Annotated in this window: 24 protein-coding genes and 1 pseudogene; 12 read left to right on the forward strand and 13 right to left on the reverse strand. The window is 49.2% G+C overall.

The features are described 5' to 3' along the window. Nucleotides 1-11: 11 nt before the first annotated feature. Entirely contained in the window at nt 12-707 is a 696-nt protein-coding gene (locus DXB83_RS09735; protein WP_022461396.1) for a response regulator transcription factor, read from the reverse strand. Nucleotides 708-955: 248 nt separating this feature from the next. Between DXB83_RS09735 and DXB83_RS09740 the strand changes: the two genes are divergently transcribed. The 8 genes from DXB83_RS09740 to DXB83_RS09775 all read left to right on the forward strand — a co-directional run bounded on the left by DXB83_RS09740 (nt 956) and on the right by DXB83_RS09775 (nt 10988). Beyond that, nucleotides 956-1357 (forward strand): GGDEF domain-containing protein, encoded by a 402-nt coding sequence (locus tag DXB83_RS09740; protein ID WP_179962752.1) that lies wholly within the window; start codon nt 956-958, stop codon nt 1355-1357. 420 nt (nt 1358-1777) lie between these two features. Further along, nucleotides 1778-3172, forward strand: a complete 1395-nt coding sequence (gene mgtE, locus DXB83_RS09745) for a magnesium transporter (protein WP_022461398.1) — start codon at nt 1778-1780, stop codon at nt 3170-3172. A gap of 201 nt (nt 3173-3373) precedes the next feature. Further along, on the forward strand, nt 3374-4762 hold the full coding sequence (locus DXB83_RS09750; RefSeq protein ID WP_118659534.1) for an alanine/glycine:cation symporter family protein: 1389 nt from the start codon (nt 3374-3376) through the stop codon (nt 4760-4762). A gap of 60 nt (nt 4763-4822) precedes the next feature. Then, nucleotides 4823-5728: an alpha/beta hydrolase gene (locus tag DXB83_RS09755; RefSeq protein ID WP_118697521.1), complete on the forward strand. Its 906-nt coding sequence runs from the start codon at nt 4823-4825 to the stop codon at nt 5726-5728. A gap of 1 nt (nt 5729) precedes the next feature. Then, nucleotides 5730-6470, forward strand: a complete 741-nt coding sequence (locus tag DXB83_RS09760; protein ID WP_118697522.1) for a LytR/AlgR family response regulator transcription factor — start codon at nt 5730-5732, stop codon at nt 6468-6470. A 51-nt stretch (nt 6471-6521) separates the two neighbouring features. Further along, on the forward strand, nt 6522-7181 hold the full coding sequence (locus DXB83_RS09765; protein WP_055219159.1) for a sensor histidine kinase: 660 nt from the start codon (nt 6522-6524) through the stop codon (nt 7179-7181). A gap of 184 nt (nt 7182-7365) precedes the next feature. Continuing rightward, nucleotides 7366-9168 carry an ABC transporter ATP-binding protein gene (locus tag DXB83_RS09770; RefSeq protein WP_118697523.1) on the forward strand — a complete coding sequence of 601 codons (1803 nt, stop codon included), beginning with the start codon at nt 7366-7368 and terminating at the stop codon, nt 9166-9168. Continuing rightward, nucleotides 9168-10988: an ABC transporter ATP-binding protein gene (locus tag DXB83_RS09775; protein ID WP_118697524.1), complete on the forward strand. Its 1821-nt coding sequence runs from the start codon at nt 9168-9170 to the stop codon at nt 10986-10988. The genes DXB83_RS09770 and DXB83_RS09775 overlap by 1 nt, the downstream gene beginning before the upstream one ends. A 108-nt stretch (nt 10989-11096) precedes the next feature. Here the strand turns inward: DXB83_RS09775 and DXB83_RS09780 are convergent, their stop codons facing one another. The 4 genes and pseudogenes from DXB83_RS09780 to DXB83_RS09795 form a co-directional block, all read right to left on the reverse strand. Then, entirely contained in the window at nt 11097-11702 is a 606-nt protein-coding gene (locus DXB83_RS09780; protein ID WP_055219153.1) for an NUDIX hydrolase, read from the reverse strand. A 26-nt stretch (nt 11703-11728) separates the two neighbouring features. Further along, entirely contained in the window at nt 11729-11986 is a 258-nt protein-coding gene (locus tag DXB83_RS09785; protein ID WP_022461406.1) for a hypothetical protein, read from the reverse strand. An 81-nt stretch (nt 11987-12067) separates the two neighbouring features. After that, nucleotides 12068-12475: pseudogene (locus DXB83_RS09790) on the reverse strand (glycoside hydrolase family 3 N-terminal domain-containing protein); the annotation flags it as partial. A 30-nt stretch (nt 12476-12505) separates the two neighbouring features. Further along, a complete protein-coding gene (locus DXB83_RS09795; protein ID WP_118697525.1) occupies nt 12506-13144 on the reverse strand; it encodes a bifunctional 4-hydroxy-2-oxoglutarate aldolase/2-dehydro-3-deoxy-phosphogluconate aldolase in 639 nt (212 codons plus the stop codon). A gap of 204 nt (nt 13145-13348) precedes the next feature. On the opposite strand from DXB83_RS09795, the gene DXB83_RS09800 reads away from it, so the two are divergent. Both DXB83_RS09800 and DXB83_RS09805 read left to right on the forward strand, forming a co-directional pair. Then, nucleotides 13349-14224 (forward strand): AraC family transcriptional regulator, encoded by an 876-nt coding sequence (locus DXB83_RS09800; protein ID WP_055265553.1) that lies wholly within the window; start codon nt 13349-13351, stop codon nt 14222-14224. A gap of 54 nt (nt 14225-14278) precedes the next feature. After that, the gene (locus DXB83_RS09805) at nt 14279-14542 is read left to right on the forward strand and encodes a hypothetical protein (protein ID WP_055219147.1); all 264 of its coding nucleotides are present in this window, start codon (nt 14279-14281) and stop codon (nt 14540-14542) included. Nucleotides 14543-14689: 147 nt separating this feature from the next. On the opposite strand, the gene DXB83_RS09810 is transcribed toward DXB83_RS09805, so the two are convergent. The 3 genes from DXB83_RS09810 to DXB83_RS09825 form a co-directional block, all read right to left on the reverse strand. Further along, the gene (locus DXB83_RS09810; RefSeq protein WP_022461361.1) at nt 14690-15646 is read right to left on the reverse strand and encodes a D-2-hydroxyacid dehydrogenase; all 957 of its coding nucleotides are present in this window, start codon (nt 15644-15646) and stop codon (nt 14690-14692) included. Between the two features lie 175 nt (nt 15647-15821). Then, nucleotides 15822-16607, reverse strand: a complete 786-nt coding sequence (locus tag DXB83_RS09815; RefSeq protein ID WP_118697526.1) for a hypothetical protein — start codon at nt 16605-16607, stop codon at nt 15822-15824. Between the two features lie 340 nt (nt 16608-16947). Then, nucleotides 16948-17646: a 5'-methylthioadenosine/adenosylhomocysteine nucleosidase gene (locus DXB83_RS09825; RefSeq protein WP_118697527.1), complete on the reverse strand. Its 699-nt coding sequence runs from the start codon at nt 17644-17646 to the stop codon at nt 16948-16950. Between the two features lie 304 nt (nt 17647-17950). Between DXB83_RS09825 and DXB83_RS09830 the strand changes: the two genes are divergently transcribed. Then, nucleotides 17951-18193: a TIGR03905 family TSCPD domain-containing protein gene (locus DXB83_RS09830; RefSeq protein ID WP_022461364.1), complete on the forward strand. Its 243-nt coding sequence runs from the start codon at nt 17951-17953 to the stop codon at nt 18191-18193. A 184-nt stretch (nt 18194-18377) separates the two neighbouring features. Here the strand turns inward: DXB83_RS09830 and DXB83_RS09835 are convergent, their stop codons facing one another. The 3 genes from DXB83_RS09835 to DXB83_RS09845 all read right to left on the reverse strand — a co-directional run bounded on the left by DXB83_RS09835 (nt 18378) and on the right by DXB83_RS09845 (nt 22124). After that, the gene (locus DXB83_RS09835) at nt 18378-20000 is read right to left on the reverse strand and encodes an MBL fold metallo-hydrolase RNA specificity domain-containing protein (protein WP_022461365.1); all 1623 of its coding nucleotides are present in this window, start codon (nt 19998-20000) and stop codon (nt 18378-18380) included. A 635-nt stretch (nt 20001-20635) separates the two neighbouring features. Then, nucleotides 20636-21133 (reverse strand): DUF6147 family protein, encoded by a 498-nt coding sequence (locus DXB83_RS09840; protein WP_118697528.1) that lies wholly within the window; start codon nt 21131-21133, stop codon nt 20636-20638. A 58-nt stretch (nt 21134-21191) separates the two neighbouring features. Beyond that, complete coding sequence (locus tag DXB83_RS09845) at nt 21192-22124, reverse strand: DUF4367 domain-containing protein (protein ID WP_158581105.1); 933 nt, start codon at nt 22122-22124, stop codon at nt 21192-21194. A 110-nt stretch (nt 22125-22234) separates the two neighbouring features. Here DXB83_RS09845 and DXB83_RS09850 point away from each other — a divergent pair, with 110 nt between their 5' ends. After that, the gene (locus tag DXB83_RS09850) at nt 22235-23302 is read left to right on the forward strand and encodes an undecaprenyldiphospho-muramoylpentapeptide beta-N-acetylglucosaminyltransferase (protein WP_055219136.1); all 1068 of its coding nucleotides are present in this window, start codon (nt 22235-22237) and stop codon (nt 23300-23302) included. Between the two features lie 3 nt (nt 23303-23305). On the opposite strand, the gene DXB83_RS09855 is transcribed toward DXB83_RS09850, so the two are convergent. After that, a complete protein-coding gene (locus DXB83_RS09855; RefSeq protein ID WP_158568377.1) occupies nt 23306-23830 on the reverse strand; it encodes an RNA polymerase sigma factor in 525 nt (174 codons plus the stop codon). 59 nt (nt 23831-23889) lie between these two features. After that, the gene (locus tag DXB83_RS09860; RefSeq protein ID WP_172680766.1) at nt 23890-24306 is read right to left on the reverse strand and encodes an HIT family protein; all 417 of its coding nucleotides are present in this window, start codon (nt 24304-24306) and stop codon (nt 23890-23892) included. Between the last annotated feature and the right edge of the window lie 3 nt (nt 24307-24309).

Below are 24309 nucleotides of genomic sequence, written 5' to 3' on the forward strand. Positions count from 1 at the left end.
TTCACTCCTTATTATTGTTTCTCAATCTTATACCCAATTCCCCATACAACTTTCAGATAGCGCGGCTCCTTCGGGTTGATTTCGATTTTCTCACGGATGTGACGGATGTGGACCGCAACGGTGTTGTCCGCACCGATCGCCTCCTCGTTCCAGATGCTCTCGTAGATCTGTTCAATCGAAAATACCTTGCCTGGATTTTTTACCAGCAGCAGGAGAATATTGTATTCGATCGGGGTCAGTTTGACTGGTTCGCCCTCGACGCTGACTTCTTTTAAATCGTCGTTGACGAGAAGACCCCCGACCTGATACACATTTTCTCCGTCGTCCGCCGGAAGATTTCCAAGTTTCGTGTAGCGCCGCAGCTGAGATTTCACCCTCGCCACCAGCTCGAGCGGATTGAACGGCTTCGTCACGTAATCATCCGCGCCGATGTTCAGTCCCAGAATTTTGTCCACATCCTCTGATTTTGCGGACAGAATAATGATCGGAATACTGCTCTTTTCCCTGATTTTCAGCGTCGCACGGATGCCGTCCAGTTTCGGCATCATGACGTCGATAATCAGCAGCTGAATCTCCTCCCTCTCGAGCATCTGGATGGCCTGCATGCCGTCATATGCTTTCAGCACATGATAGCCCTCCTGGGTCAGATAAATCTCAATGGCGTCTACAATCTCTCTATCATCATCACATACTAAAATGTTGTACATTTCTTCTTTCTCCACCTTTCATTTTTTCTTTTCCGGCACTTTTTTTCCGCGCCGGACCTCCCACATGATTCAAAGATGATTGTACCGCAAATTCCCTCAAGTTGCCAGATGTCTTTTGTTTTCATCCTTACTGTACCAAAGGAATCTTTAGGTCCGCAAAGGAAAATCTTAAGTTTCTATAAAGTTTTGTCTGTGAATTCAGAGCTCAAACATTTTTTAGACAATTGCAATTATTTTCTTAGCACATCCTGCTTGCCGTCTATGCGGATCTCAATAATTTAAAGATCATCAACGACCGGTACGGGCATGAAGAAGGGGACTTCTCCATCCGCCTTGTCGGACAGTTTCTGCAGGATTCCATCGGCAAACGCGGTGTCTGCGGACGCATCGGCGGCGATGAATTCGCATGTCTTGTTCCGTGTTCCGACGAAACAATGTCCAGGGATCTGTACCGGACGCTGCACTCCGCATTCGACATTTTTAATAGAACGAGCGAAAAAGCATATAATATTACCGTTTCCACCGGCTTTTATCTGCTTCCGAAAGACATGGATTCCACACTTCCGGAGATGCTCGCGCATGCGGATGCAATGCTTTACGAGGAGAAACAGAAACGAGATAAGAATGTTGCGAAAATTTTACCAAAATAGGAATTGATTTTTTTCTGGAAAGCAGTTAGAATACTTGAGGGATGATTTTTGAATCCCGTATTTCAAGCGAAACAGACCGGCAAAAACGGCTGTTTGATCAAAAAATTTCTAAAAAAAGGCAGGTGAACAGAATGGATAGTTGTGATTCTCATGGGCGAAGTACCAGCATAGGACGGGAACCGGAAAATATGCAGGATGACGGCCATCCTTCTGTCCTGCTTTAATCTTAAATATTTTCCCTTCTTATCCTATGAAAACCCGAAGTAAGACACATGATCCAAACCAGTTTTGAAACGTAATTCTCTGGTTCTTTTTTCGTGTGCTTTTACTGCCCTGTGAGGGTTCCAACATGCTTTTTCGCACCGACAGCACGCATGTTTTTTTCTGCTGTCAAAAAAAAGAATGGAGGATAACGAAAAAATGGAAAAACGAGTACAGGATTATACCCAGGAGATCCTGGATACAATCCGCAGTAACTCTTCTCCGGCTGTCATGGGCAGCCGCCTGGAAGATTACCACGAAAATGACCTGGCAGATGTTCTGCCGCTTTTAACGGTTCCGGAGCGATGCAAACTGTACCGCATTCTGGACACGGACATGCTGTCCGATATTTTTGAGTATGCTGAATCCGACAACGTAGCCGAGTACCTCGAAGAGATGGATGTCAAAAAAGCCGCTTCCATCCTCTCCAAAATGGAGACCGATGCACTGGCCGAGGTTCTGCAGAAACTCGACAAAGCAAAGAAAAAACTTCTGATCGAACTGCTCGATCCGGAAGTACGCCACGATATTGAGATGATCGCCTCCTTCGATGAAGATGAAATCGGTAGCCGCATGACGACAAACTGCATCATCATCCGCGAGGATCTGAATGTCAAACAGGCGATGAGCAGCCTGATCGATCAGGCCGCAAAGAACGACAACATCTCTACCATCTTTGTTGTCAATGCGCAGCAGAAATTTTACGGAGCGATCGATCTGAAAAACCTGATCATCGCAAGACGCGACGAGACGCTCGAGGATCTGACCGTAACTTCTTACCCGTACGTATATGCAGAGGAGCCGATCAACGAGTGTATCGAAGAACTGAAGGATTATTCCGAGGATTCTATTCCGGTCCTCGACAATGACAACCGCCTGCTCGGTGTCATCACATCATCAAACATCATCGACCTGGTTGATGATGAGATGGGTGAGGACTACGCGATGTTCGCAGGTCTGACCGCAGAGGAGGATTTAAAAGAGCCGTTAAAAGACAGTATGAAAAAACGTCTTCCATGGCTGATCATCCTGCTCGGTCTTGGCATGCTGGTTTCTTCTGTAGTCGGTATTTTCGAACAGGTTGTCACAACCCTTCCGATCATCATGACCTTCCAGTCCCTGATCCTCGACATGGCCGGAAACGTTGGTACCCAGTCCCTGGCTGTTACCATCCGTGTCCTGATGGATGAGTCCCTGACCGGAAAACAGAAATTACAGCTTGTTTTCAAGGAAATGCGCATCGGTTTCTGCAATGGTCTTCTGCTTGGTGTTCTGTCCTTTGCTGTCATCGGACTTTTCATCTTCTTATTCAAGGGAAAGACCATGATGTTCGCATTTTCCGTTTCCGCCTGCATCGGCATCGCACTGCTGCTGGCAATGCTGATTTCCAGTGCCGTCGGCACCTGCATTCCGCTGTTCTTCAAAAAGATCCACATCGATCCGGCGGTTGCTTCCGGTCCGCTCATCACGACGGTCAACGACCTTGTCGCTGTCGTTACATTCTATGGCCTGAGCTGGCTGTTCCTGATCGAGATGCTGCATCTCGCAGGCTGATCTTTTGATACGACTGAAAAATTTTTAAGAGGCAGATATCAACTTTTTCTGGTTTCGGAAAAAGCTGATATTTGCCTCTTATCTTTTCTCTTCCCTTCTTTACATTCCAAACAGAAACCGATATAATAGCAGGTAACGGTGCTTTTATGCTTTGACGTTTCACAGTGCCGCAAATATTTTGAAATGAGGGTTTTTGAAAACATGATTGTCAATCTCATCACCACAGTCTACAACTTTCTCTGGGGCGATCTTTTTACGATTCCGCTCCCGGGCGGCGGCAGTCTCGGAATCTCCCTTCTGATTCTTCTGCTGATCCCAACCGGCATCTATTTTACGATCCGGACACGTTTTCTTCCTATCCGTCTGTTCCCGGACATGATCCGTGCCCTGTCGGAAAAGAAAAATGAAAAAAGCAGCCTTTCTTCTTTTCAGACACTGATCGTTTCCACCGCAACGCGTGTCGGTATGGGAAATCTGGTCGGCGTTGTCGCTGCAGTCTCCGCCGGAGGCGCAGGTGCTGTGTTCTGGATGTGGGTGACGGCTATCATCGGCTCGTCTACCGCGTTTATCGAAGCTACGCTCGCACAGCTTCACAAAGAAGAAGATCCTCTGTACGGCGGCTACCGCGGCGGTCCTGCCTACTACATTCACGATCTGGTTGAAGACCACCTCAAGAAGAAAAAACGATACGTTCTGCCGGCTGTTCTGTTTGCCATTGCCGGTCTGATCTGCTGGTGCGGTATCAGTCAGGTAATCAGCAACTCCGTGGCTTCTTCTTTTAAAAATGCATTTTCCATTCCGCCGCTTTACACCAGTATCATGCTGGTGATTCTTTCTGCAATCATCGTACTGCGGAAAAATGCAACCGTAAAGGTGCTGGATTTTATAGTTCCTGTCATGGCAGTCTGCTATTTCTTTATCACACTGTTTATCATCGCAGTCAACCTCCGTCAGATTCCTTCTGTGTTTGCACGCATTTTTGAGGAAGCCTTCGGACTTCGTCAGATGGCAGCCGGCGGTTTTGGTGCTGTTCTGATGAACGGTGTAAAGCGTGGTCTGTTTTCGAATGAGGCCGGTTCCGGCTCCGCTCCATGCGCCGCTGCCGCCGCAGAATGTGACCGCCCGGCCAAAGCAGGCCTTGTACAGGCGCTCGGCGTTTTCGTTGACACGATCGTCATCTGCAGCTGCACCGCAATGATCATGCTGCTCGCACCAAAGGATCTGATTGATGGCCTTTCCGGCATGGATCTCTTACAGACCGCCATGCAGTATCATCTGGGAAAATTCGGTGTGATTTTTATCGCACTTACGCTGTTTTTGTTCAGCTTTTCCACGTTCCTCGGCATTTTGTTCTATGCAAGAAGCAACGTTGCCTACCTGTTCGGTGACAAGTGGTGTTTCCAGACCGCTTACAAGGTTCTTGCACTTGTGATGCTGTTTATCGGCGGTATTGCCGCATACACTTTTGTGTGGGATCTTGGTGATGTCGGCATCGGACTGATGACAATTTTCAACATTATTGCACTGTATCCACTTGCAGGCGAGGCACTTTCTGAGTTAAAATCATATGAGGAGTCGAAGAAATCGTAAATCCTGTGGATTGCTGTTTCGGACCGAAAAATGGGTTTTTGAAAAAGGAGGTTTTTACACATGATCATTGAACCATCAAACTACACGTATGAGACAATGCCGGACTACACAGACGCGGTAGACGGCGCCGTGGAAATTTCAGTGACCGGAGAGGAAATGGAGATCCGCTATGCGCATAAAGTTGTCTACGACGAGGCGCACAATCTTCATCTGGAAATTTTCACACCATTCCAGATGGCGCACCCGGAGCGCACCTGGCCGTGCATCACATTTATTCAGGGATCTGCCTGGATGAAACAGTATGTCTATCAGAAAGTCGGCATGATCGCCCGCCTCGCACAGCGCGGCTACGTTGTTGCCATCGTGGAATACCGTCACAGCGGCATCGCGCATTTCCCGGCACAGATCATCGATGCGAAAAATGCGGTACGTTTTCTGCGTGCGCATGCGGAGGAATACAAGCTGAATCCATCGCAGATGTTCCTGATGGGAGATTCTTCCGGCGGACAGGTTTCTTCCGTTGCCGGCATGACCGCAAAGAGCGGAAAACTTGACGAGCCGATCAATGAGGAAAGCTGCGAGGTATGCGGTATTATCGATCTGTACGGAGCTGTTGATGTGACACTGCCGTACGGCTATCCGATAACGCTGAACCATCAGAAACCGGACAGCCCGGAGGGCATGCTGATGGGCTATGACATCACCGAGCATCTTGAGGAGGCTAAGGCAGCCTGCTCCAAAACATACGTGAACGAGAATTTCCCGCCGATGCTGATCGCACACGGCACGAAGGACACGATGGTGTTCTGCCAGCAGAGTGTCGATCTCTACCACGCATTAAAGGATGCCGGAAAAGATGTACAGCTGTATCTTCTTCGCGGCGCAGACCACGGCGGAGCAGCGTTCTGGACCGAGGAAATGATTACCGTTTACGATAACTTCTTCAAAAAATGTTTAGGTGAATGACATGAGAATTGCTTACTGCGAAGATGAACCGGCGCAGCGTTCCCGGATGGAACTGCTGCTCCACACCTTTGCGGAGCGAAAAAGGCTTCCTCTTACCGTGGAAGCCTTTTCAGACTCCGCTGCTTTTCTGTTCCAGTACCCTGACTCGTATCCGTTCGATCTCATCTTTCTCGATATTGATCTCGGCGGAATGGACGGCATGGCGCTGGCGCGGAAAATCCGTGAAACGGACAGTGAGGTGCCGATTCTCTTTCTGACGAATCATAAAGAATATGTTTTCGAAGGATATGAGGTGCAGGCGTTCCGGTATCTCTTAAAGCCGGTGACAGAGGATACACTGTTTCCGCTGCTCGAGGAGCTGCAGGCGATGCGCGGACAGGAAAAGCCGCATCTGCTGCTTTCACTTGGCGGGGAGACGCAGAAGCTGTTTCTCTCCGACCTGCTTTTTGTGGAATCCGATAATCATTATCTGACGCTGCATACAGCCGCCGGAATGGAAACTTTTAAGAAAAATCTGTCGGAGTTCCGCGAAGAACTTTCTGCCGCATGGCAGGCTTCTGGTGAGACGGGGGAATGTTTTGCGGCCGCACACCGGAGTTATCTTGTGAATCTCGCTCATGTGGAGCGGATCACGCGGACGGAATGTCTCTTGTCGGACGGAACAAAAATTCCGGTCAGCCGCGGATGCTATGCATCACTCAACCATGCGTTCCTGCAGTTTTACCGGCCGAATGCGTTTTAAAGGTTTTGCATTTTTTAATTTCCAATTCCGAACGAACCGAGGTGATGTTTCATGGCGCACATTCCATTTTTATCCCATTATCTGGAACGCAAAAATATCGAATACCAGAACCAGCTTCTCGCCCGCCAGGTCGAGGAAGTGCAGAATATCTATCTGACAATGCGCGGCTGGCGCCATGATTACCACAATCATCTGCAGTCAATGAAGGCATATGTTGAGATGGGACAGTATGATAAGCTGCAGGAATATCTCGGGCTGCTCGAAAATGATCTCGATCAGGTCAACCAGCTCTGCGACTCGGGGAATGTGAATCTCGATGCGATTTTAAATTCCAAAATTTCACTCGCCGAAAAGAACGGCATCCGCGTGGATTACAAGGCAGCCTGCCCGGCCAATCTTACGGTGAGTGATATTGATCTCTGCGCGCTGATCGGAAATCTGATTGACAATGCGGTGGAAGCATGCGAGGGACTTGCGGATCCCTATATCCGGCTTTATATTGGTGTGCTGAAAAACCAGCTGTATATTTCCGTTACGAATGCAACAAAGGATACTGTGCGGAAGCTGGACAGCGAGTATATCACCACGAAGCGCGGAAATCACGGGCATGGGCTGAAACGGATCAATCTTGTTGTGGAAAAGTACGAAGGATATATCAACCGGCAGAACGAGCCCGGCGTTTTCGTGACGGAGATTATGCTGCCGCTGTAAAAAGCTCTTTCCAGGATTTTTTGATTTTGTCCGATGATTCTACAGAGAAATTTTGCAGAACGTGAACACTTTTTTTGCTGTTCGCGTTCTTTTTTGTTCCATTTACGTACTTTTCCCCCGTGTTTTGCATGAATATGGTAGGATAACTACAGTTCACGAAAGACATGTGACAGAGGAGGTCTTTATGTATTCATTATGGTCTAACTACATTTATATTCATCGGGAGCTGTGGCATTACAGCAAAAAGCCGTTTCTCTTTCAGGCACTCGAAATCGTCTCACAGGTGCTCACCGGCTTTTTCGGGATTCTGCTTCCTGCCGGGATTCTCCTGTTTCTGGAACAGAGCAGCGGCTTTTCCGGATTTGCACTTGGAACGCTCGTTCTCTTTCTTTGCTATGCCGTTGTTTTTGTCAGCCACACCTTTCTGCAATCGCGGAACGCCTGGCAGTATACCGAATTCCGGACCGGCTTTTTTACGCGCCGCCTTCTCTGTCATTTCATGCAGATAGATTATGCGGTTCTGACAGAACCAAAAACGCTGCAGCTCGCCGAAAAAGCCGTCGGAGCCACCTGCAGCAACTGGGTCGGCGTGGAAGGCATGTTCCGATACGATGTCACAATTTATTCTTCGTTTCTTGGGCTGATTCTCTACGCAGGACTGATCGGAACCGTCCATCCGGCTATCATTCTTCTGCTGCTTGTGCTCTCGGTTCTGCAGTTTCTCAGCTACCGCCGCGCGTCTTCTTACGAAGTCCGCCGCAGAGACGATCTGTCTGAAATTGAAGTATCGCAGCGCTATTTCCAGAAACAGTCGTACAACACATCCGCCGGAAAGGATATCCGTCTGTATCAGCTGAACGGATGGCTCGATGGTGTTTATCGCCAGCTCAACAAGCGGTATCAGAAAATTCTGTTCCGCATCCGCAGCGCCTACTTTGCAAATGATCTGCTGACACTTACACTACAGCTTCTGCGCGACGGAATCTGCTATGGCTTTCTGATTTACCGTCTATCCCACGGCACGATGACCGTATCCGGCTTTGTGCTTGCGCTCGGTGCCGTCTCCGGTTTTTCTTCATATTTTAACGAGATCACCGCCGCGCTCTCCAAATCCGTGCTCTGTCTCGAGCAGATCCGCTGGCTGCGGGAATTCTTCGATCTCCCGTTCCCTGCAGGCCACACGCTGCCGTTCCGGCCGGAACTTGCGGAAGAAAAACCGCTGGAAATCTGCTTTTCCCACGTCTCGTTTTCCCATCCGGGCGGCGATAAAAGGATCCTCGATGATGTCAGTTTTACACTCCATGCGGGCGAGCATACGGCACTTGTCGGCATCAACGGCGCCGGAAAATCCACTATTGTCAAGCTGATCTGCGGGCTATATCAGCCAACGGAAGGGAATATCACCATCAACGGCATTCCCCTTGGCAGTCTGAATCCGGCACAGTATTACAAAGCAATCGCGGCGGTCTTTCAGGACCCGTTTGCACTCTCGTTTTCGATTGCAGAAAATGTGAGCTGCTCCCCACTGGAAGAGACCGATCGTAACCGTTGCCGAGAAGCACTCATCCGCGCCGGACTCTGGGAAAAAATTGCAAGTCTGCCGCAGAAAGAAGAAACCTATCTTGGCAAGGATATGGCGGACGACGGCATTACGCTTTCCGGCGGTGAAATGCAAAAACTGATGATGGCGCGGGCACTCTATAAAAATTGCCATCTGCTCCTGCTCGATGAGCCGACGGCTGCGCTCGATGCAATCTCGGAAAATAAAATGTACGAAACCTACAGCACACTGCTGAAAAATAAGACTGCGCTTTTCATCTCACACCGTCTTGCATCGACACGCTTCTGCGATACGATCCTGTTTCTCGAAAACGGAAAGATCAAAGAATGCGGAACCCACGATGAGCTGATTGCCCTTGGCGGATCGTATGCGCATATGTTTGAGGTGCAGAGCCAGTATTATCAGGAAACGGAGGAAGATATCTGATGAAAATGAAAGAACGGTTTCATGCCATCTGCCGCTTTTTAACTATGGTGAGCCAGGGCAATCACCGCGTGCTGTTCTGGCTTCTCGGAAGCGCTTTTGCAGCTGCAACGCTGCCGTATCTCTCCTTGTTTTTCTCGGCGCGAATTTTGAATTTACTGCTTGCAAAGTCGTACCGCGCCTGTCTGTATACGGTTGTCGTCTTTCTGCTTACGCAGTATGGGCTGGGATTGTTTGAAAAAATCTGCCGTCAGTATCTCGACGGCCAAAAAGAACTCTGTCTTGCACGCACGGAACAGAAAATCACCGCAAAGGCGCTGGAGCTGGAGTTTGAGAAATTCGAAAAAACAGAGACGATGGATGCCATCCGGCGCACTAACGTCTCCTCCATGGGATCGGGAAATGTGGGTGACCAGCTCATTGTCATTCATACGCTGATCACTTCCCTGCTCTCGGTTCTCTATGCCCTGTTTTTCCTGCTCCGTCTGTTTCTTCTGTCCGACAGCAGCAGGAAGAACTTTTTCACCTCGCCGTTTTCGATGCTTGCACTGCTCCTGCTCTGTGGTGTGCAGCTTGCACTTTCCTCCCGCATCAACCGCAAGAGTACACAGAAAAAGATAGAGCTGAACCAGGGCAACGACCATTCCAACTCGGTTGCCAATTATCTCGCCAATGCGACGCTGGAAGAACGGCGCGCGGACGATATCCGCATCGGTCATTTTGATCACTTTCTCGACACACAGTTTGGAAAGGCCATGGAACATTTCCTGCCGATGTACCTCGACTTCGCCCGCTTCTCCGCCATCACAGACGGAAAAAACGCGCTGCTTTCGCTCCTTTCCAATTTCGCTGCGTACCTTGTGATCGGCGCCAGGGCTCTGTACGGCGTTCTCCCCATCGGGGATGTTCTTCTGTATGCCGGTTCCGTGACACGCGCCATGAGTGATCTTCAGACATTTCTCGCAACCGGATCGGAGTTCGACTATATCAATTCCTATCTCTCGACCTATGAGGATTTCATCGCGCAGCCGTCTATGGCCTACGACGGTACACTGCCGATTGAGAAACGCGACGACGGCCAGTACGAATTTGCGTTCCACGATGTCTCATTCTCCTATCCCGGCACGGATCTTCCGGTGCTCGAGCATGTGACACTGTCCTTTGCCGTCGGCGACAAAACCGCCCTCGTTGGCCGTAACGGAGCCGGAAAGACAACACTCATCAAGCTGCTCTGCCGCCTGTATGAGCCAACTTCAGGTTACATCACCCTGAATGGCATTGACATCCGCAAATATAGCTACAAAGAGTACACGCAGGCATTCTCCGTCGTTTTCCAGGATTTCCACCTGTTTTCCCTCCCGCTCGACGAAAACATCGCCGCCGGAACCGAGATTGATGAAGCTGCTTTGCAATCCTCTCTTGCAAAAGTCGGTCTCACCGACCGTGTACAGCAACTCCCGCAGGGCGTCCGCACCCGCCTTTACAACAACAACGGCTCCGGTGTCGACCTTTCCGGCGGCGAGGCCCAGCGCACCGCCATCGCCCGCGCCCTCTACAAGGATGCCCCGTTCGTCATCCTCGACGAGCCGACCGCAGCCCTCGACCCGATCGCTGAGGCTGAAATCTACGAACAGTTCAGCCAGATGACCGCCGGCAAAACCGCTGTCTACATCTCCCACCGCATGAGCAGCTGCAAATTCTGCGACCGCATCATCGTCCTCGACCACGGCCGCATCGCCGAAGACGGAACCCACGACACCCTCCTCGCAAACCACGGCATCTACGCCAATCTTTACGAAACCCAGGCCCAATACTACACCTGAGTCCTCACCCTCCCGTCCCCCACAACGTAAATGGGAGTCAGAAAAACACAACCCCTGGCAGTTCGTGCTAAGAACTTCCAGGGGTTGTGTTTTTCTGGCTCCCCCCACTTATTTCAGGAATGCAAACGGCTCCTCATCATGAATAAAATGCATCAGATGATAAGAACACATAATCGCTACATTTTCTTCCTTTAAGATTCTCTTTGCCTCCTCGCGGTCAGCAAGGACAACTTCGATCACTTCGCTCTCTTCGAGGTATTTGCGGCTGATCTCGCCCTCGCACCAGCCGTAAACGGCAGAGCATGCTTCATCGGTCAGGCCGATTGTGGTGAAGAACGGTTTCTCGTAGCAGGGATCTACTTTCAACGGGTGAAACGTAAGACCAGTCTCCTCATGCATCTCGCGCACGGCGGCCTCGTGGAACTCCTCGCCCGGTTCTACCAGCCCTGCCGGGAATTCATAGATGTAGTCGTCAATAGAAACGCGGTACTGGCGCACCAGAACAATTTTGTCGCGCTTTTCCCCGTACAAACTGTACATCAGCACGCCGTCCGGCGTATTTTTTCTTGTTTTGATCTTCATCTGCTCGATGGATTTTGCGCGGGAAGCCACATAATAGCGGAAGTGATGGTTTACTTTGTTTGTTCCTTCCACCAGGTAAAGATTTACGAACGGATTTTCCGTCTGTTTTGTGATTTTTTCAACATTCGGCATAAGTAACAACCTCTTTCTTTTCTCTTTTACTGGTCAAAATCAGCCTCAAACACGCCCTCCGGGGTGCGCATCGTCAGCACGCCGAGGTTGAATTCATCATCCATCACCGTGATGTGGTACTCGAAAATCACATCATCATCAAATTTCGATAATACCACATAGGAACCGTTCTCTTTTCCCTCGATCTGGTCGCAGATGTCATCGTAAACATCGCTTCCCGAAATCGGCCGCGGATAGCCGGATTCTTTGATTTTCTTTTCAATCATTTCATATAATTCGTTCATGTTCTGCCCTCGTTTTTCTTTTTATCGGTTATGTTTCATTGTACCACGAAAAGACCCGCGGGGACAATCCATTGCGGCGATTCACCGTGAACTTTTTTTATTTTCATACATCTTCTGGTCCGCCTGTTTCATGATGACGGATTCCGAGTTTTCCATGTTTTCCCGGACCATTCCGCCGACGGTGCCGTTGATTCTGTTGTACGCCGTCATGATGCCCTCTGCGCCGCTCTCCTCAATACATCTGCGGAACGGCTCGAGATACAGCTCGTATTTATTCCGCGGGTCAATCGAAGAGTTCTTCCAGCCGCGGCCGACCTCGGTGTTGTTTCCATAGAAGTGTTTCAGGGTTGATGCACAGCGCAGATATTTTGGATCGTCGCCCTGCATTCCCTCGATGTAAGCGCCGGCCATTTTTCCGGTCAGCACAGGGTCCTCGCCGTAGCCCTCCTCGTTTCTTCCCCATCTCGGATCACGCTCGAGGTCAACGGTCGGTGCCCAGCGGCTGCGGGAAGGATGTCGTCACGTCCGGCTTTCCTTTACGATCTCAACCGCCTCTTTCACCAGCCCTTCGATGCGGTCGAATTCGTTGTTTTCAATCATCGTATTTTTTACCATCCAGCTTCCGCCGCATGCTGCGATGCGGTCGTATGCCAGGTATTCTCTTACATTCTGCGGGTTGATGCCGCCGGTCGGCATGAATTTCATCATGGTGTACGGTGCTGCGATGGCACGGATGTATTTCAGTCCGCCTGCCGGTTCTGCCGGGAAGAATTTCACCATGGTGAGCCCAAGACCGATCGCCTGCTCCATCTCCGTCGGGGTCACGATGCCCGGGATCACTGGTACTTCGTGTGCCTGGCACCATTTTACTACCTCCGGATTGAGGCCCGGGCTGACGATAAATTTTGCTCCGGCTTTCACGGCGCGGTCCGCCTGCTCAGTTGTGAGCACAGTTCCGGCTCCCACCAGCATTTCCGGGAATTTTTCGCTCATAATGCGGATGGATTCTTCTGCCGCATCGGTGCGGAAGGTCACTTCGGCGCAGGCAAGTCCGCCCTTGCAGAGAGCTTCGGCAAGCGGCTCTGCTTTTGCTGCATCCTGTAAAACGACAACCGGCACAATGCCGTATGTTCCAAGCTGTTCGAGAATCTGATTCATGATAGCTGTTCCTCCGTTTTGATCTTTATCTGAAATTTATTCTGCATTCTGTTTTTATTTTATTCCCTTGTATCATAACCGGACAAATTGTTTTTTTCTATTGTGCGGATTGCCGAATACATTGTAAAACTTGCTGTTTTGTGATATGCTGGGAATTGTTGTTATGGTTCAAAAATATCATTTTTTTGCAAGGATGCTTTTATTATGAAAGAAAAACTGCAGACGAAATTTGCCACCCGGCAGTACATGATTTCGGATACGTTTGAGTTATACTATTACAGCACCGACGATGTGCCCGGCGTAAAAGAACATACGCATACGCATTATGAGTTCTATCTCTTTCTCGAAGGGGCGATCTCACTGGAAATCGACGGAGTGCTCTACACACCGACGCCCGGCGATCTTCTTCTGATTCCGCCCGGCGTGCCGCATCATCTGGTGATGCACGACCTGTCTGTGCCGTACCGCCGCTTTGTGTTCTGGGTCAGCGCCGCTTTTGCAGAACAGCTCCGCGCCCGTTCCGCCGACTACGTTTACCTGATGGAATACGCTGCCGAAAATCAGAAATATCTGTTCCCGCTCGATTCCGTCGAGTTCAACACGATCCAGTACCGCACCATCCGCCTGATCGAAGAAATGCGGTCCGATCATTTTGGAAAAGAGACGCAGATTTTTCTCTACGTCAGCGACCTGCTGATGCAGATCAACCGAACGGTGTATGAGCAGCATCACCCGCTCACCCGGAAAGCACAGCTCTCGCTGTATGAACAGCTCTGTTTCTATATTGATGAGCACCTGTCCGAGGATCTGTCGCTCGAACGGCTGGCGGCGGAACTTTTTGTGAGCAAATATCACATTGCACACGTTTTCAAGGATGAAATCGGTATGTCGATCCACCAGTACATTTCCAAAAAGCGGCTGGCAAGGTGCCGTGAAGCGCTGCTCGGCGATGTACCGGTCACAAAGGTGTATCTGCTGTTCGGATTTCACGACTATTCGAGTTTTTACCGCGCGTTTAAAAAAGAGTACGGGATCTCGCCGAAGGATTTTAAAGAACTGCATACCGTTACCAGCGATTAACACGGTCGTTCCAAATGCACTGTTCACTTTGTACTTTTCAGGAGGATTTTTAATATGTTTCAGATGTGGGGAAAATTAGTGGAAAACAATCATATTCTTCAGGATCTTACCGTCTGCATCGACGATGAGGATACCAGAACGCACAAGGTCTTCCGTGCGCTCGATGAAATCTGTGATGCCTGGAATCTGGCGAAGCCGATCTGGCTCGATACGAATATTTCGGAGTTTAAACGGAGATCGAAAACGCGGTTCACACAGGATAATTTTATTGAATCGCTGGAGTTTGATTATCTGGAAATTCAGATTACAGAGGAATAATGTTCTCTCGTTTTTGCAGCGAATAAAGCAAATGCAAAAGCCGGGCATCCGGCGGAACTTGGGAGCGGCTGTTCTTACAGTCCCCTCTGCGGTTCCGTCGGATGTCCGGCTCTTTTTATGTATTTTGTCCCTGGCTTTGTACCCCTTTTATACCACGCGGTTTTCCATGCCGCCTTCCAGGTACGAAGCAATATTTTTCTGCACCAGTCCGATCAGGCGCGTGCGGGCTTCCTTCGATGCCCAGGCGATGTGCGGCGTGATGTACAGGCGGTCGTCGTCCGCCATTTTCAGCAACGGACTGTCACTGCGGATCGGCTCGCTGGAAAGTACATCGAGCGCTGCTCCGGCGATCAGGCCCTCGCGCAGGGCACAGCAGAGGTCACGCTCATTCACGATCGAGCCGCGGCCGACGTTGATCAGAATTGCGTTCCGCTTCATGTTGGCAAACGTTTCGATATTCATCAGGTTCTCGGTCGCCTCATTTAACGGGGCGTGGATGGAAACCACATCAGAATCCTTCAGCAGACGATAGAGATCGACCCGCTCGTAGTCCGGATCATCGTGTGCACCGGAGGTGGAGTAATAGATCACACGGCAGCCGAATGCCTGTGCAATCGAAGCCACTTTTCTGCCGATCGCGCCAAGGCCGATGATGCCCCACGTCTTGCCCTCCAGCTCGGTGAACGGTCTGTCCATGCAGGTGAAAAGACTGCTGGCGGCGTAGCTGCCGTTTTTTACGTAATCATCGTAATAACGGAGTTTTTCTGCCAGATAGAAGTACATCGCAAAGGTGTGCTGGGCCACGCTGACGGTGGAATAGCCGGCGACGTTCGTCACGGCGATGTTGTGGCGCTTCACATAATCGAGATCGATGTTGTTGATGCCGGTCGCGGTGACGCAGATCAGTTTCAGGTTCTCCGCGCCGGACAGGGTGCGGCTGCACATGCGCACCTTGTTGCAGATGACGATATCCGCCTCCCGCACACGCTCCGGGCATTCCTCCTCCGTTGTTTTTTCATATACTGTCACTTCTCCAAAACGGGAAAAGCCGGACAGATCCATGTCCTTTCCCAGTGACTCTGCCTCAAGAATTACAAGTCTCATGTTGGTTCCTCCTTTTGCAGATGATGATTCTGCTTTATCCGGGAAAGCAGTGCCGCCTGTCTGTTTTGAAAGACAGCACTGCCTGAAATATTTTTATCTTAGATACCTGCGGACTGCCGATTCGGAAATATGGTCATGTCGATATGCCATGCTCCCCGGCCTGATCCCCTGGTATTTACACGTATTCGCTGATAATTTCCCTCATCAGCTTCTCTTCCTCGGGCGTCAGCATTCCGGCAAACCTGCTCTCGGCCGCGGCGGTCTGGCGGATGCCCTCCCTGACTTTCGAAATCCTCGCTTCTTTTTCCGGGTCTGCGAACAGTTCATTCCGCTCTTTGGCGGACTCGCTTCCCGCAGTCTGCGGTTTTGCTTTCGCCGCTCCGGTTCCTGCCTGTGCCATGGTTTCCGCCTGCACCGGCTGCCATTCGGTCTGCTGTACGGTTTCCAGCACCGCACTCTGTTTCGTCGCTGCAAACTCATTTTCCAGATAGTCTGTCCAGCCGTTCAGCAGAATTTCCTCTTTTCCGCCGAAATCCAGACAGAGCCGGAAAAAGACAAGGCCTCCGGCGAGCGCGATGCCCGTTCCGAGGTAGCGCATCAGCTCCGCCTCTCCATAACGGTATCGGTAGATCGCCCACAGCGAAAGAATCGACAGCGCCAGAACCGTGAGGATCATATTCTGGCTTCCGCGCAGAAGCGTCGGGACTGCCATTCCCGCTGACCTGCCCTGTGCAATCTGGCTGCGCATAAACGCCCCGGCATTCGAAAAGGGATGCGCTTTTCTCTGACACGTTTCCAGCACCGACCTGGTCCATTTCGACTTTGGTTCCTTCAGCCTTCCGAGATCGCGGATGGCCCGGGTGTAGAAACGGTTATTCCAGAACAGGCACCACACACCGGCGATTCCTGCTGCTATCATTGCGTATAAGAACACATTTTGTTTCACACAAAACTCCAGCATTCTTATTCCCCCTGATGATTTTTGAATTTGCCTGTCATGATCATATGCCGGTGCTTCCGTTGCGGTGCATCGGCGGATGCCGCGGCAGAATTTGCGCGCACAGGATTCTTCCGCTGGCATATCGGACAGAAGGACGTCTCCTCCTCCGATGTGCCACAGTATAGCACCGCCGGAAAAATTTGGAAACAAAAAACGTTCGTCAAATTCTTTGTGATTCTGTGCTTTTTCGCGTGAATTTTTATTTTTCGTTCCTTCAGGGGACTGCTTTCGTGCCGGTTCGCGTGGTTTCGCTGGTTTTCGCCTGCCCGTTTGTCGATTTTTTCTTCTTGCTTTTTTTAGATTACAGGCGTTTTGCCATTTCCTGCAGCAGGTTGACACAGTGGCGGGCTGCCTCGCTCTCAAAGGTCGGGTAGTCCATTGTTGCGCTGTCGTCTGCTTTGTCGGAGATGGCGCGGAGTACGACGTATGGAATCTTGTTCAGATAAGCGCCCTGCGCAATCGCAGCGCCCTCCATCTCGGCGCAGGAACCGTTGAATTCCTCGATCAGACGGTTTTTCACTTCTTTGCTGGAAATAAACTGATCACCGCTGACCACGCGTCCGCGGAATACCTGGATTTCCGGATTGACTTCCTTGCAGACTTCCTCTGCCACCTCTGCGAGGTGCTCGTCTGCCGGGAAGCTTAAAACACCCATCTGCGGAATCTCGCCGAGCGGGTATCCGAAGATGCGCACATCCATGTCATGCTGAACAGCATCGGTCGAGATGACGATATCGCCGATGTTGATTTCATTCCGCAGGGAGCCTGCAATTCCGGTGTTGATGACACAGTCCACGCCGTAATCATCTACAAGAATCTGGGTGCAGATACCGGCATTTACTTTGCCGATTCCGCTGCGCACAACAACCACTTCTTTTCCGTTCAGGTAACCGTGATTGAACTCCATGGATGCTTTCGTGCGGATTGTAACATCCGTCATCATTTCCTTTAAGCTTGCAACTTCAACTTCCATTGCACCGATAATTCCAATTAACTTCATGTTTATGATATCCTCCAATAACTTTACATGTACTCTCCGATTCTTTCTGTTCTTGCTTTTATGAAATCATTTTTGTCAGCGGTCAGCCGCTAAAGTAAGAACGGAAAACTCCGGGAGTCCATTTTCTTTTCCTTCTGGTTTCTTTGTAATTCCTGTTACAGTATACAATAAATTTGGGATCTGTGGTATCTTTTTTCTTTGCTGTTTTCGTAATCTATGGTATAATAGCAGGAACCGAAGAATTATCGTGGCTAAAGTTCACGATAATGTTCTAATTTTTTATTCACAAAGGAGGATCCTATCGATGGAATATACAACAAAAGGTACCTGTTCCAGAAAAATTCTGTTTGAGGTAGAAGACGGTAAAGTACACAACGTACAGTTCGTAGGCGGATGCAACGGAAACACACAGGGTGTTGCAAGACTCGTTGAGGGCATGGACGTAAACGAAGCCATCTCCCGCATGAAAGGCATCGACTGCAACGGACGCGGAACATCATGTCCAGACCAGCTTGCAAAAGCGCTGGAACAGGCTATCCAGAAATAACTTTTTTTACGCTTGCTCTTTTTTATTATAATAACTCCCCGGGGAATGCTCACCCCGGGGAGTTTGTAATTTATCCACTTCTGTTTTTTCTTTTCTGATGCAGCACAGCTTCCCTGCCGCCTGCTTTCTTCCGGTTTTTCTTCTATATTAATAGCACAGTCTTTCTTCCAGCCACCGGACTGCTTTATCTGTCCCATTTGTCGCAGAGACTGTTGATCTGATCGGCAAATTTCGAAAGGTCTTTGTTAGCACCGCCTTTGTTTCTTGTAATGACGGTGAGCAGCCGCTGACCAGCCGCAACGAGACGATCGAAGACGGCATTTCCGCTGCTTCTCGTGCGCAGTGTTCCTGCGTTTGCCGTTGTTTCCTTCTGGATCGGAATGCCAACGGTTTTTTCGATGAATTCATTTTCTTTCAGGTCAAATACCGTGCCGGAGAACGGAGCCATCGCCGGGTAGCGGAATTCGTCCCACAGTTTTTCTGCAAAAATTTCCGTCACTTTATCTTCGCCGTGCGTTACGAAAACGCGGTCCGGTTTTGCCTGCAGACTGCCCGCCCATTTGAGCAGTCCTTCCTGATCTGCGTGGCCGCTCATGCCCGGAAACTGGATGATGTGCGCGTTCACATGAACCTCTTCCTGGAACAGTTTCACCTCCTTCGCGCCTCCGATCAGCGCCCGTCCCAGTGTACCGACGGCCTGATAGCCGACGAAGAGAACCGTGCTCTCCTGCCGCCAGAGGTTGTGCTTCAGATGATGCTTGATTCGGCCTGCATCGCACATGCCGCTTGCGGATATGATGACCTTCGGGGTTTCGTTGAAGTTGATGGCTTTCGACTCATCGGATGTAATCGAGAGCTTTAAGCCCGGAAACAGAATCGGATTAATGCCCTGCGCAAGGAGCGCAGCCGCATCGGAATCGTAGCACTCTTTCTGATGATCGCGGAAAATATTGGTTGCCTCAACGGCAAGCGGACTGTCCACGTAAACCGGGAATTCGCCGTGGCCGTGAACCAGATGTTCTGCCTTAATTTCACGAATAAAGTACAGCATCTCCTGCGTTCTTCCAACAGCAAACGACGGGATCACGAGGTTGCCGCCGCGGTCGAGCGTTTCCTGAATGATTTTTGCCAGCTCCGGTACATAATCCGGTTTCGGACCGTGGCTCCGGTCACCGTAGGTGGATTCCATAATCACGTAATCAGCGCTCTCCGGGTACTCCGGGTCGTTGATCAGCGGCTGATGGATATTTCCGATATCGCCGGAGAAGAGCAGTTTTTTCGTCACACCGTCCTCTGTCAGCCACAGCTCAATGGATGCGGAACCGAGCAGATGACCGGCATCGAGGAAACGGATCTGAATGCCGTCCGATAGTGTCACACGCTGATGATACGGAATGCCCTCCAGCAAGCGGATCACGCCGAGGGCGTCCTCCATTGTGTATGGTGTGACGTAATCTTCTTTTCCCGCCCGGCGGTTCTTGCGGTTCCGCCACTCGGCCTCGGCAAGCTGAATGTGTGCGCTGTCCCGGAGCATGATGTCCGAAAGCGCTACCGTCGCCGGAGTCATATAGATTGGGCCGCGGAAGCCGTGCGCATACAACAGCGGCAGATTTCCGGTGTGATCGATGTGCGCGTGCGTGATCAATACAAAATCAAGCTGGGATGCCGGGACCGGAATTGGTTTGTTTTCGTAAATATTCGGTCCCTGTTCCATACCGCAGTCCACTAAAAACTTCTTTCCGGCAGCCTCCAGATAATAACAACTGCCCGTCACTTCATGTGTTGCTCCAAGAAATGTAAGACGCATAAGATGCCTCCTGTTCTCCCGTTTTGTTCGGGGACAAAATGTTGTCACTACGGGTCAAAACACGCGTTATGCGTTTGGCCCGTTATCGCGGCCAGCAGTCATCAAGTTCTCATGCCAGCATGGTCTTTGACGCGTTGTCCGCGAAAATAATCTGAAATTTCTTTTGTATTTTATGCTTATTCTCTCTTTTTTGATTATTATAGCATAATACCTGGCAGATTCCAACGGAATTTTAAGGCAGATTGCACAACAATCTTGATATTTTTGTTCAATTATGGGCATCGGCCGCCGGAAGTGCATAGAAAAGAGGCACCGGTATTCCTGCAGTAATACCGATGCCTCACTTATCGGGGCCAGCCGATGTTCCGTATGATCACTCACACGCTGAACATAGTAACACATGATGACTCAGATCTGTATTGTGGTTGGAAAAAGGAATTTCGACGCGTTGAAAATCCTGAAAGATCTGCGTTTTCGTCTTAATATATTCATTGTTATAAGGTTTCTATAGGGGACTGGCCCCGGTTTTTTAAGGGGGAGGGAGGTGGTGAACTACTGGGCTAAAAATTGTTTCCGTTTGTTTACACTACTCACTTGTGCCTTTGTTCGAAGCTATTGATTTTATAGAATTTTAATTATCCAATATAGATACCATTAGTTGAACTTCCGCCATTTTCAGTAACACCATTTTTAGTGCATGAATGATAACCACGTAAACGATAATAATAACCTTTTTCTACCTTTACTTGTGTTCCCATATACAAACTCTCAGTGTTATAGTCCACTTTTCCCCACTTTTCATAGCTATAAAAATTACCATCACCCTTTGAACGCTCTAAGTAAACATTCAATTTCACAGTGTTGCATGTAACATTACATTCCGTTCCAGCAGCAATTCCAACATAACCATTTCCGTTATTCGTAATCCTAACAAATCCCTGATGCAGATATGTACTTCTTGCTACACTCTGATAATCACCGCTTGATTCTAAATCGTTTGTCAATACAGATCCATCAATTGTATCACCAAGATAATCCAAAGCATCTGCTTCTACATTTACTACATTCAATGACATCGCTAAGACGAGCATCATGCAAAAGAGTAAGTGTTTTAAATTCATAACCTTTTTCATACTTCCTCTTTCCCCTCGTCCTCATCTACATTATATATACGTACACATTTAAAAATGATTACAAATTATACTGCATTTCATTTAAAATTTTTACTAGCTCTTTCTTTTCTATCTGTCCACTTAATTCATAATACGCATCTTTATATTTCCAAACCGCATAATAATTTTCTTCCTCATTTTCAGACATTGTTCCCATCTCAACATCTAACACATCATCTAAAGTTTCTATTTGAACTTTTTCCCTATCCTTCCAATTTCCTTGCGACAAATCTTTTTCATTCCCCAACAAATGAAAATATACAAAATTTTCATTATATTTGTATTTAATTACTGCCATTTGTGCTTCCGGTACTATAAAAAAATCCTTGTACTCCATACCTTCCGGAATATAATAGAATTCTGGTACTGCAATATGAATTTTTTCTACAATCTCTGTCTTCGCTTGTTCAAAATTAGATTCTGAATCATCTCGATTTTCACCATTATCTGTCCAAGTCACATCACCCGAATTCCGAACCCCACTAATCGTCTCCACCAACCGAATCCGATTCGCCTCGCTCGTCATACTCGCTCCAAAAACGCACGCCCCCACAACCAACACAACACCAGCTGCCTTTGCCGTCCGTACCCAGTGTTTTGTTGTTTTCGCTCTCTTCGCAATCTTCTTCTGTCTCTCCGCCTGCTTTTCGCGTTCTGCCTTTCTCTCCACGATCTGGCGGCGGATCTCCAGTGTTTTTTCTGTCGGGTTGCCTTCCGCGTCCGCGAGTCCTTCCTTCTGGAGTCGCTGCTGGAAGCGCTCGTACATTGCGTTCAGTTCTTCCTCTGAAAGTGCAGGCGCAGCCTCCGGCTCCTGTTCTGTTGCTGTGTTTCCTTCCTCTGCCTTTACAACTGCCGATTCCCCTTCCACCGTTTTCGAATCCGCAGCCATTTTTTCTTCCATCGTCTGCTCCAGTTTCTTTTTCAGCTGTTCTTCTTTTTCTATCTTTTTCATCTTCTTCCGTTCCTCGGCATTTTCCATGTTGTAACCGCTCTTGACTTTTTTTCTTCTTGAGGGGATAATAAAAGCCAAATGATATTATCAAATTCCAGGGAGGAATTCTCATGAAGCATATTGTTCTGACAGGCGGAGGTACCGCCGGCCATGTTACCCCGAATATTGCCCTGATTCCAAAATTAAAGGAAGCAGGTTATAAAATCTCTTATATCGGTTCCTACGACGGTATGGAGCGCAAGCTGATCGAAGATCTCGGCATTCCGTATTACGGAATTTCATCCGGAAAGCTGCGCCGCTACTTCGATCCGAAAAACTTTTCCGATCCATTCCGCGTCGTAAAAGGCTACTTTGAAGCAAAAAAACTGCTCAAAAAGCTGAAACCAAACGTTGTCTTCTCCAAAGGCGGCTTCGTTTCGGTACCGGTTGTCCTTGCCGCCAAAGCATGTAAAGTCCCGGCGCTCATCCATGAATCGGATATGACGCCTGGCCTGGCAAATAAGCTGTGTATTCCGTCCGCTGCAAAGGTCTGCTGTAATTTCCCGGAAACCGTTAAATGTCTCCCGGAAAACAAAGCCGTTCTGACCGGAACGCCAATCCGCCAGGAACTGCTGTCCGGCGATGCACGGGAAGGCCTGAAGTTCTGCGGATTCAATGCCGCAAAACCGGTTATTCTCGTCATCGGAGGAAGCCTCGGTTCCGTCGCTGTCAATCATGCGGTCCGTTCTATTTTACCAGAACTTCTGAAAGATTTCCAGGTGATTCATCTCTGCGGTAAAGATAAACTGGATGCATCCTTAAATGGTACCGAAGGTTACGTTCAGTTCGAGTACATCAAAGATGAGCTCCCGGATCTCTTCGCCGCAGCAGATCTGATCATCTCCCGCGCCGGCGCAAATGCGATCTGCGAAATCAGTGCTCTGGCAAAACCAAACATTCTGATTCCGCTTTCTGCCAATGCCAGCCGCGGAGACCAGATTTTAAATGCGCGTTCCTTTGAGCGTCAGGGTTACAGTAAAGTTCTGGAAGAAGAATCCGTGAATGCGCAGACTCTTCAGTCCGCAATCCGTGAGGTTTACGAAAACCGTCAGACCTACATCAATGCGATGAAGAAGAGCAGCCACACCGATTCCATCGGCCGCATCCTTTCCCTGATCCAGGAATGCGAACGCAAATAGTAACTACAGAAATCCCCTTTCTCTGGCTTTGTCAGCAAAGTGCTGGCAAAGCCATTTTTTCGTCCGGGTCATTTTCACCCGCAGATTTCCGATGGTGATACCCATTTCGGATGCTACTTCCTTTTCCGAACGCTCATGCACCTTGATTTCACGCGTAATATAATAACCCGATTCATCATGATCTTTCAGTGCATCCATCACTTCCTGAAAAAAATGATTTCTCTCCTGCTTTTCTTCCTCTGCAAGCGTCGGAAGTTCCATCTCTTCCGCCCGAAGATCCTCATCCAGTTCGTTCCAGTCAAAACGTTGTGTTTTTCTTTGATAATCAATTCCCAGATTCTTTGCAGCGACACGGACCCAGCCTTCTACTCTGTCTTCATCCAGCGCATCAATATTCAGGTACAGTTTCACCATCGTTTCCTGTGCGATATCATCCGCATCGGCTTCATTGTGCACCACCTGCATTGCGGCTGAATAGGCTGTCATTACATACTTTTTATATATTTCTGAAAAGTTATTTTTGTCCATTGTTCTCCGCCCCTGTTCGTCTGTCATTGATTCTTTTTCTGGCTGCTGCCAGCCTTTTCTCAGGCCTTCAGCTCTGCCGTCACGCTCTCAATGATCTGCTCTTTTACCGCATCCTCGAGAGTTCCCTGCTTCCATGCAGCAATACCGGCATTGTCACCTTCATATCTTGGAATCAGATGCATATGGAAGTGGAATACCGTCTGTCCTGCTGCCTCACCATTGTTCTGTACCAGATTGAAGCCATCGGAATGAAGCGCTTTCGTCATGGCTGTTGCCATTTTTTTGCCGAGAATCATTGCTTTCGCTGCGGTTTCATCCGGAATTTCATAAATGTTTGCAAAATGCTGTTTTGGAAGAATCAGCGCATGTCCTTTCGTTGCCGGTCCCTGATCCAGAATGACACGGAACTCATCGTCCTCATACAGTGTCGCGGTTGGAATTTCTCCGTTTGCTAATTTACAAAAAATACAATCCATGAT

The sequence above is a fragment of the Blautia sp. OM06-15AC genome (genome assembly GCF_003481425.1).
Taxonomy (GTDB): domain Bacteria; phylum Bacillota; class Clostridia; order Lachnospirales; family Lachnospiraceae; genus Fusicatenibacter; species Fusicatenibacter saccharivorans.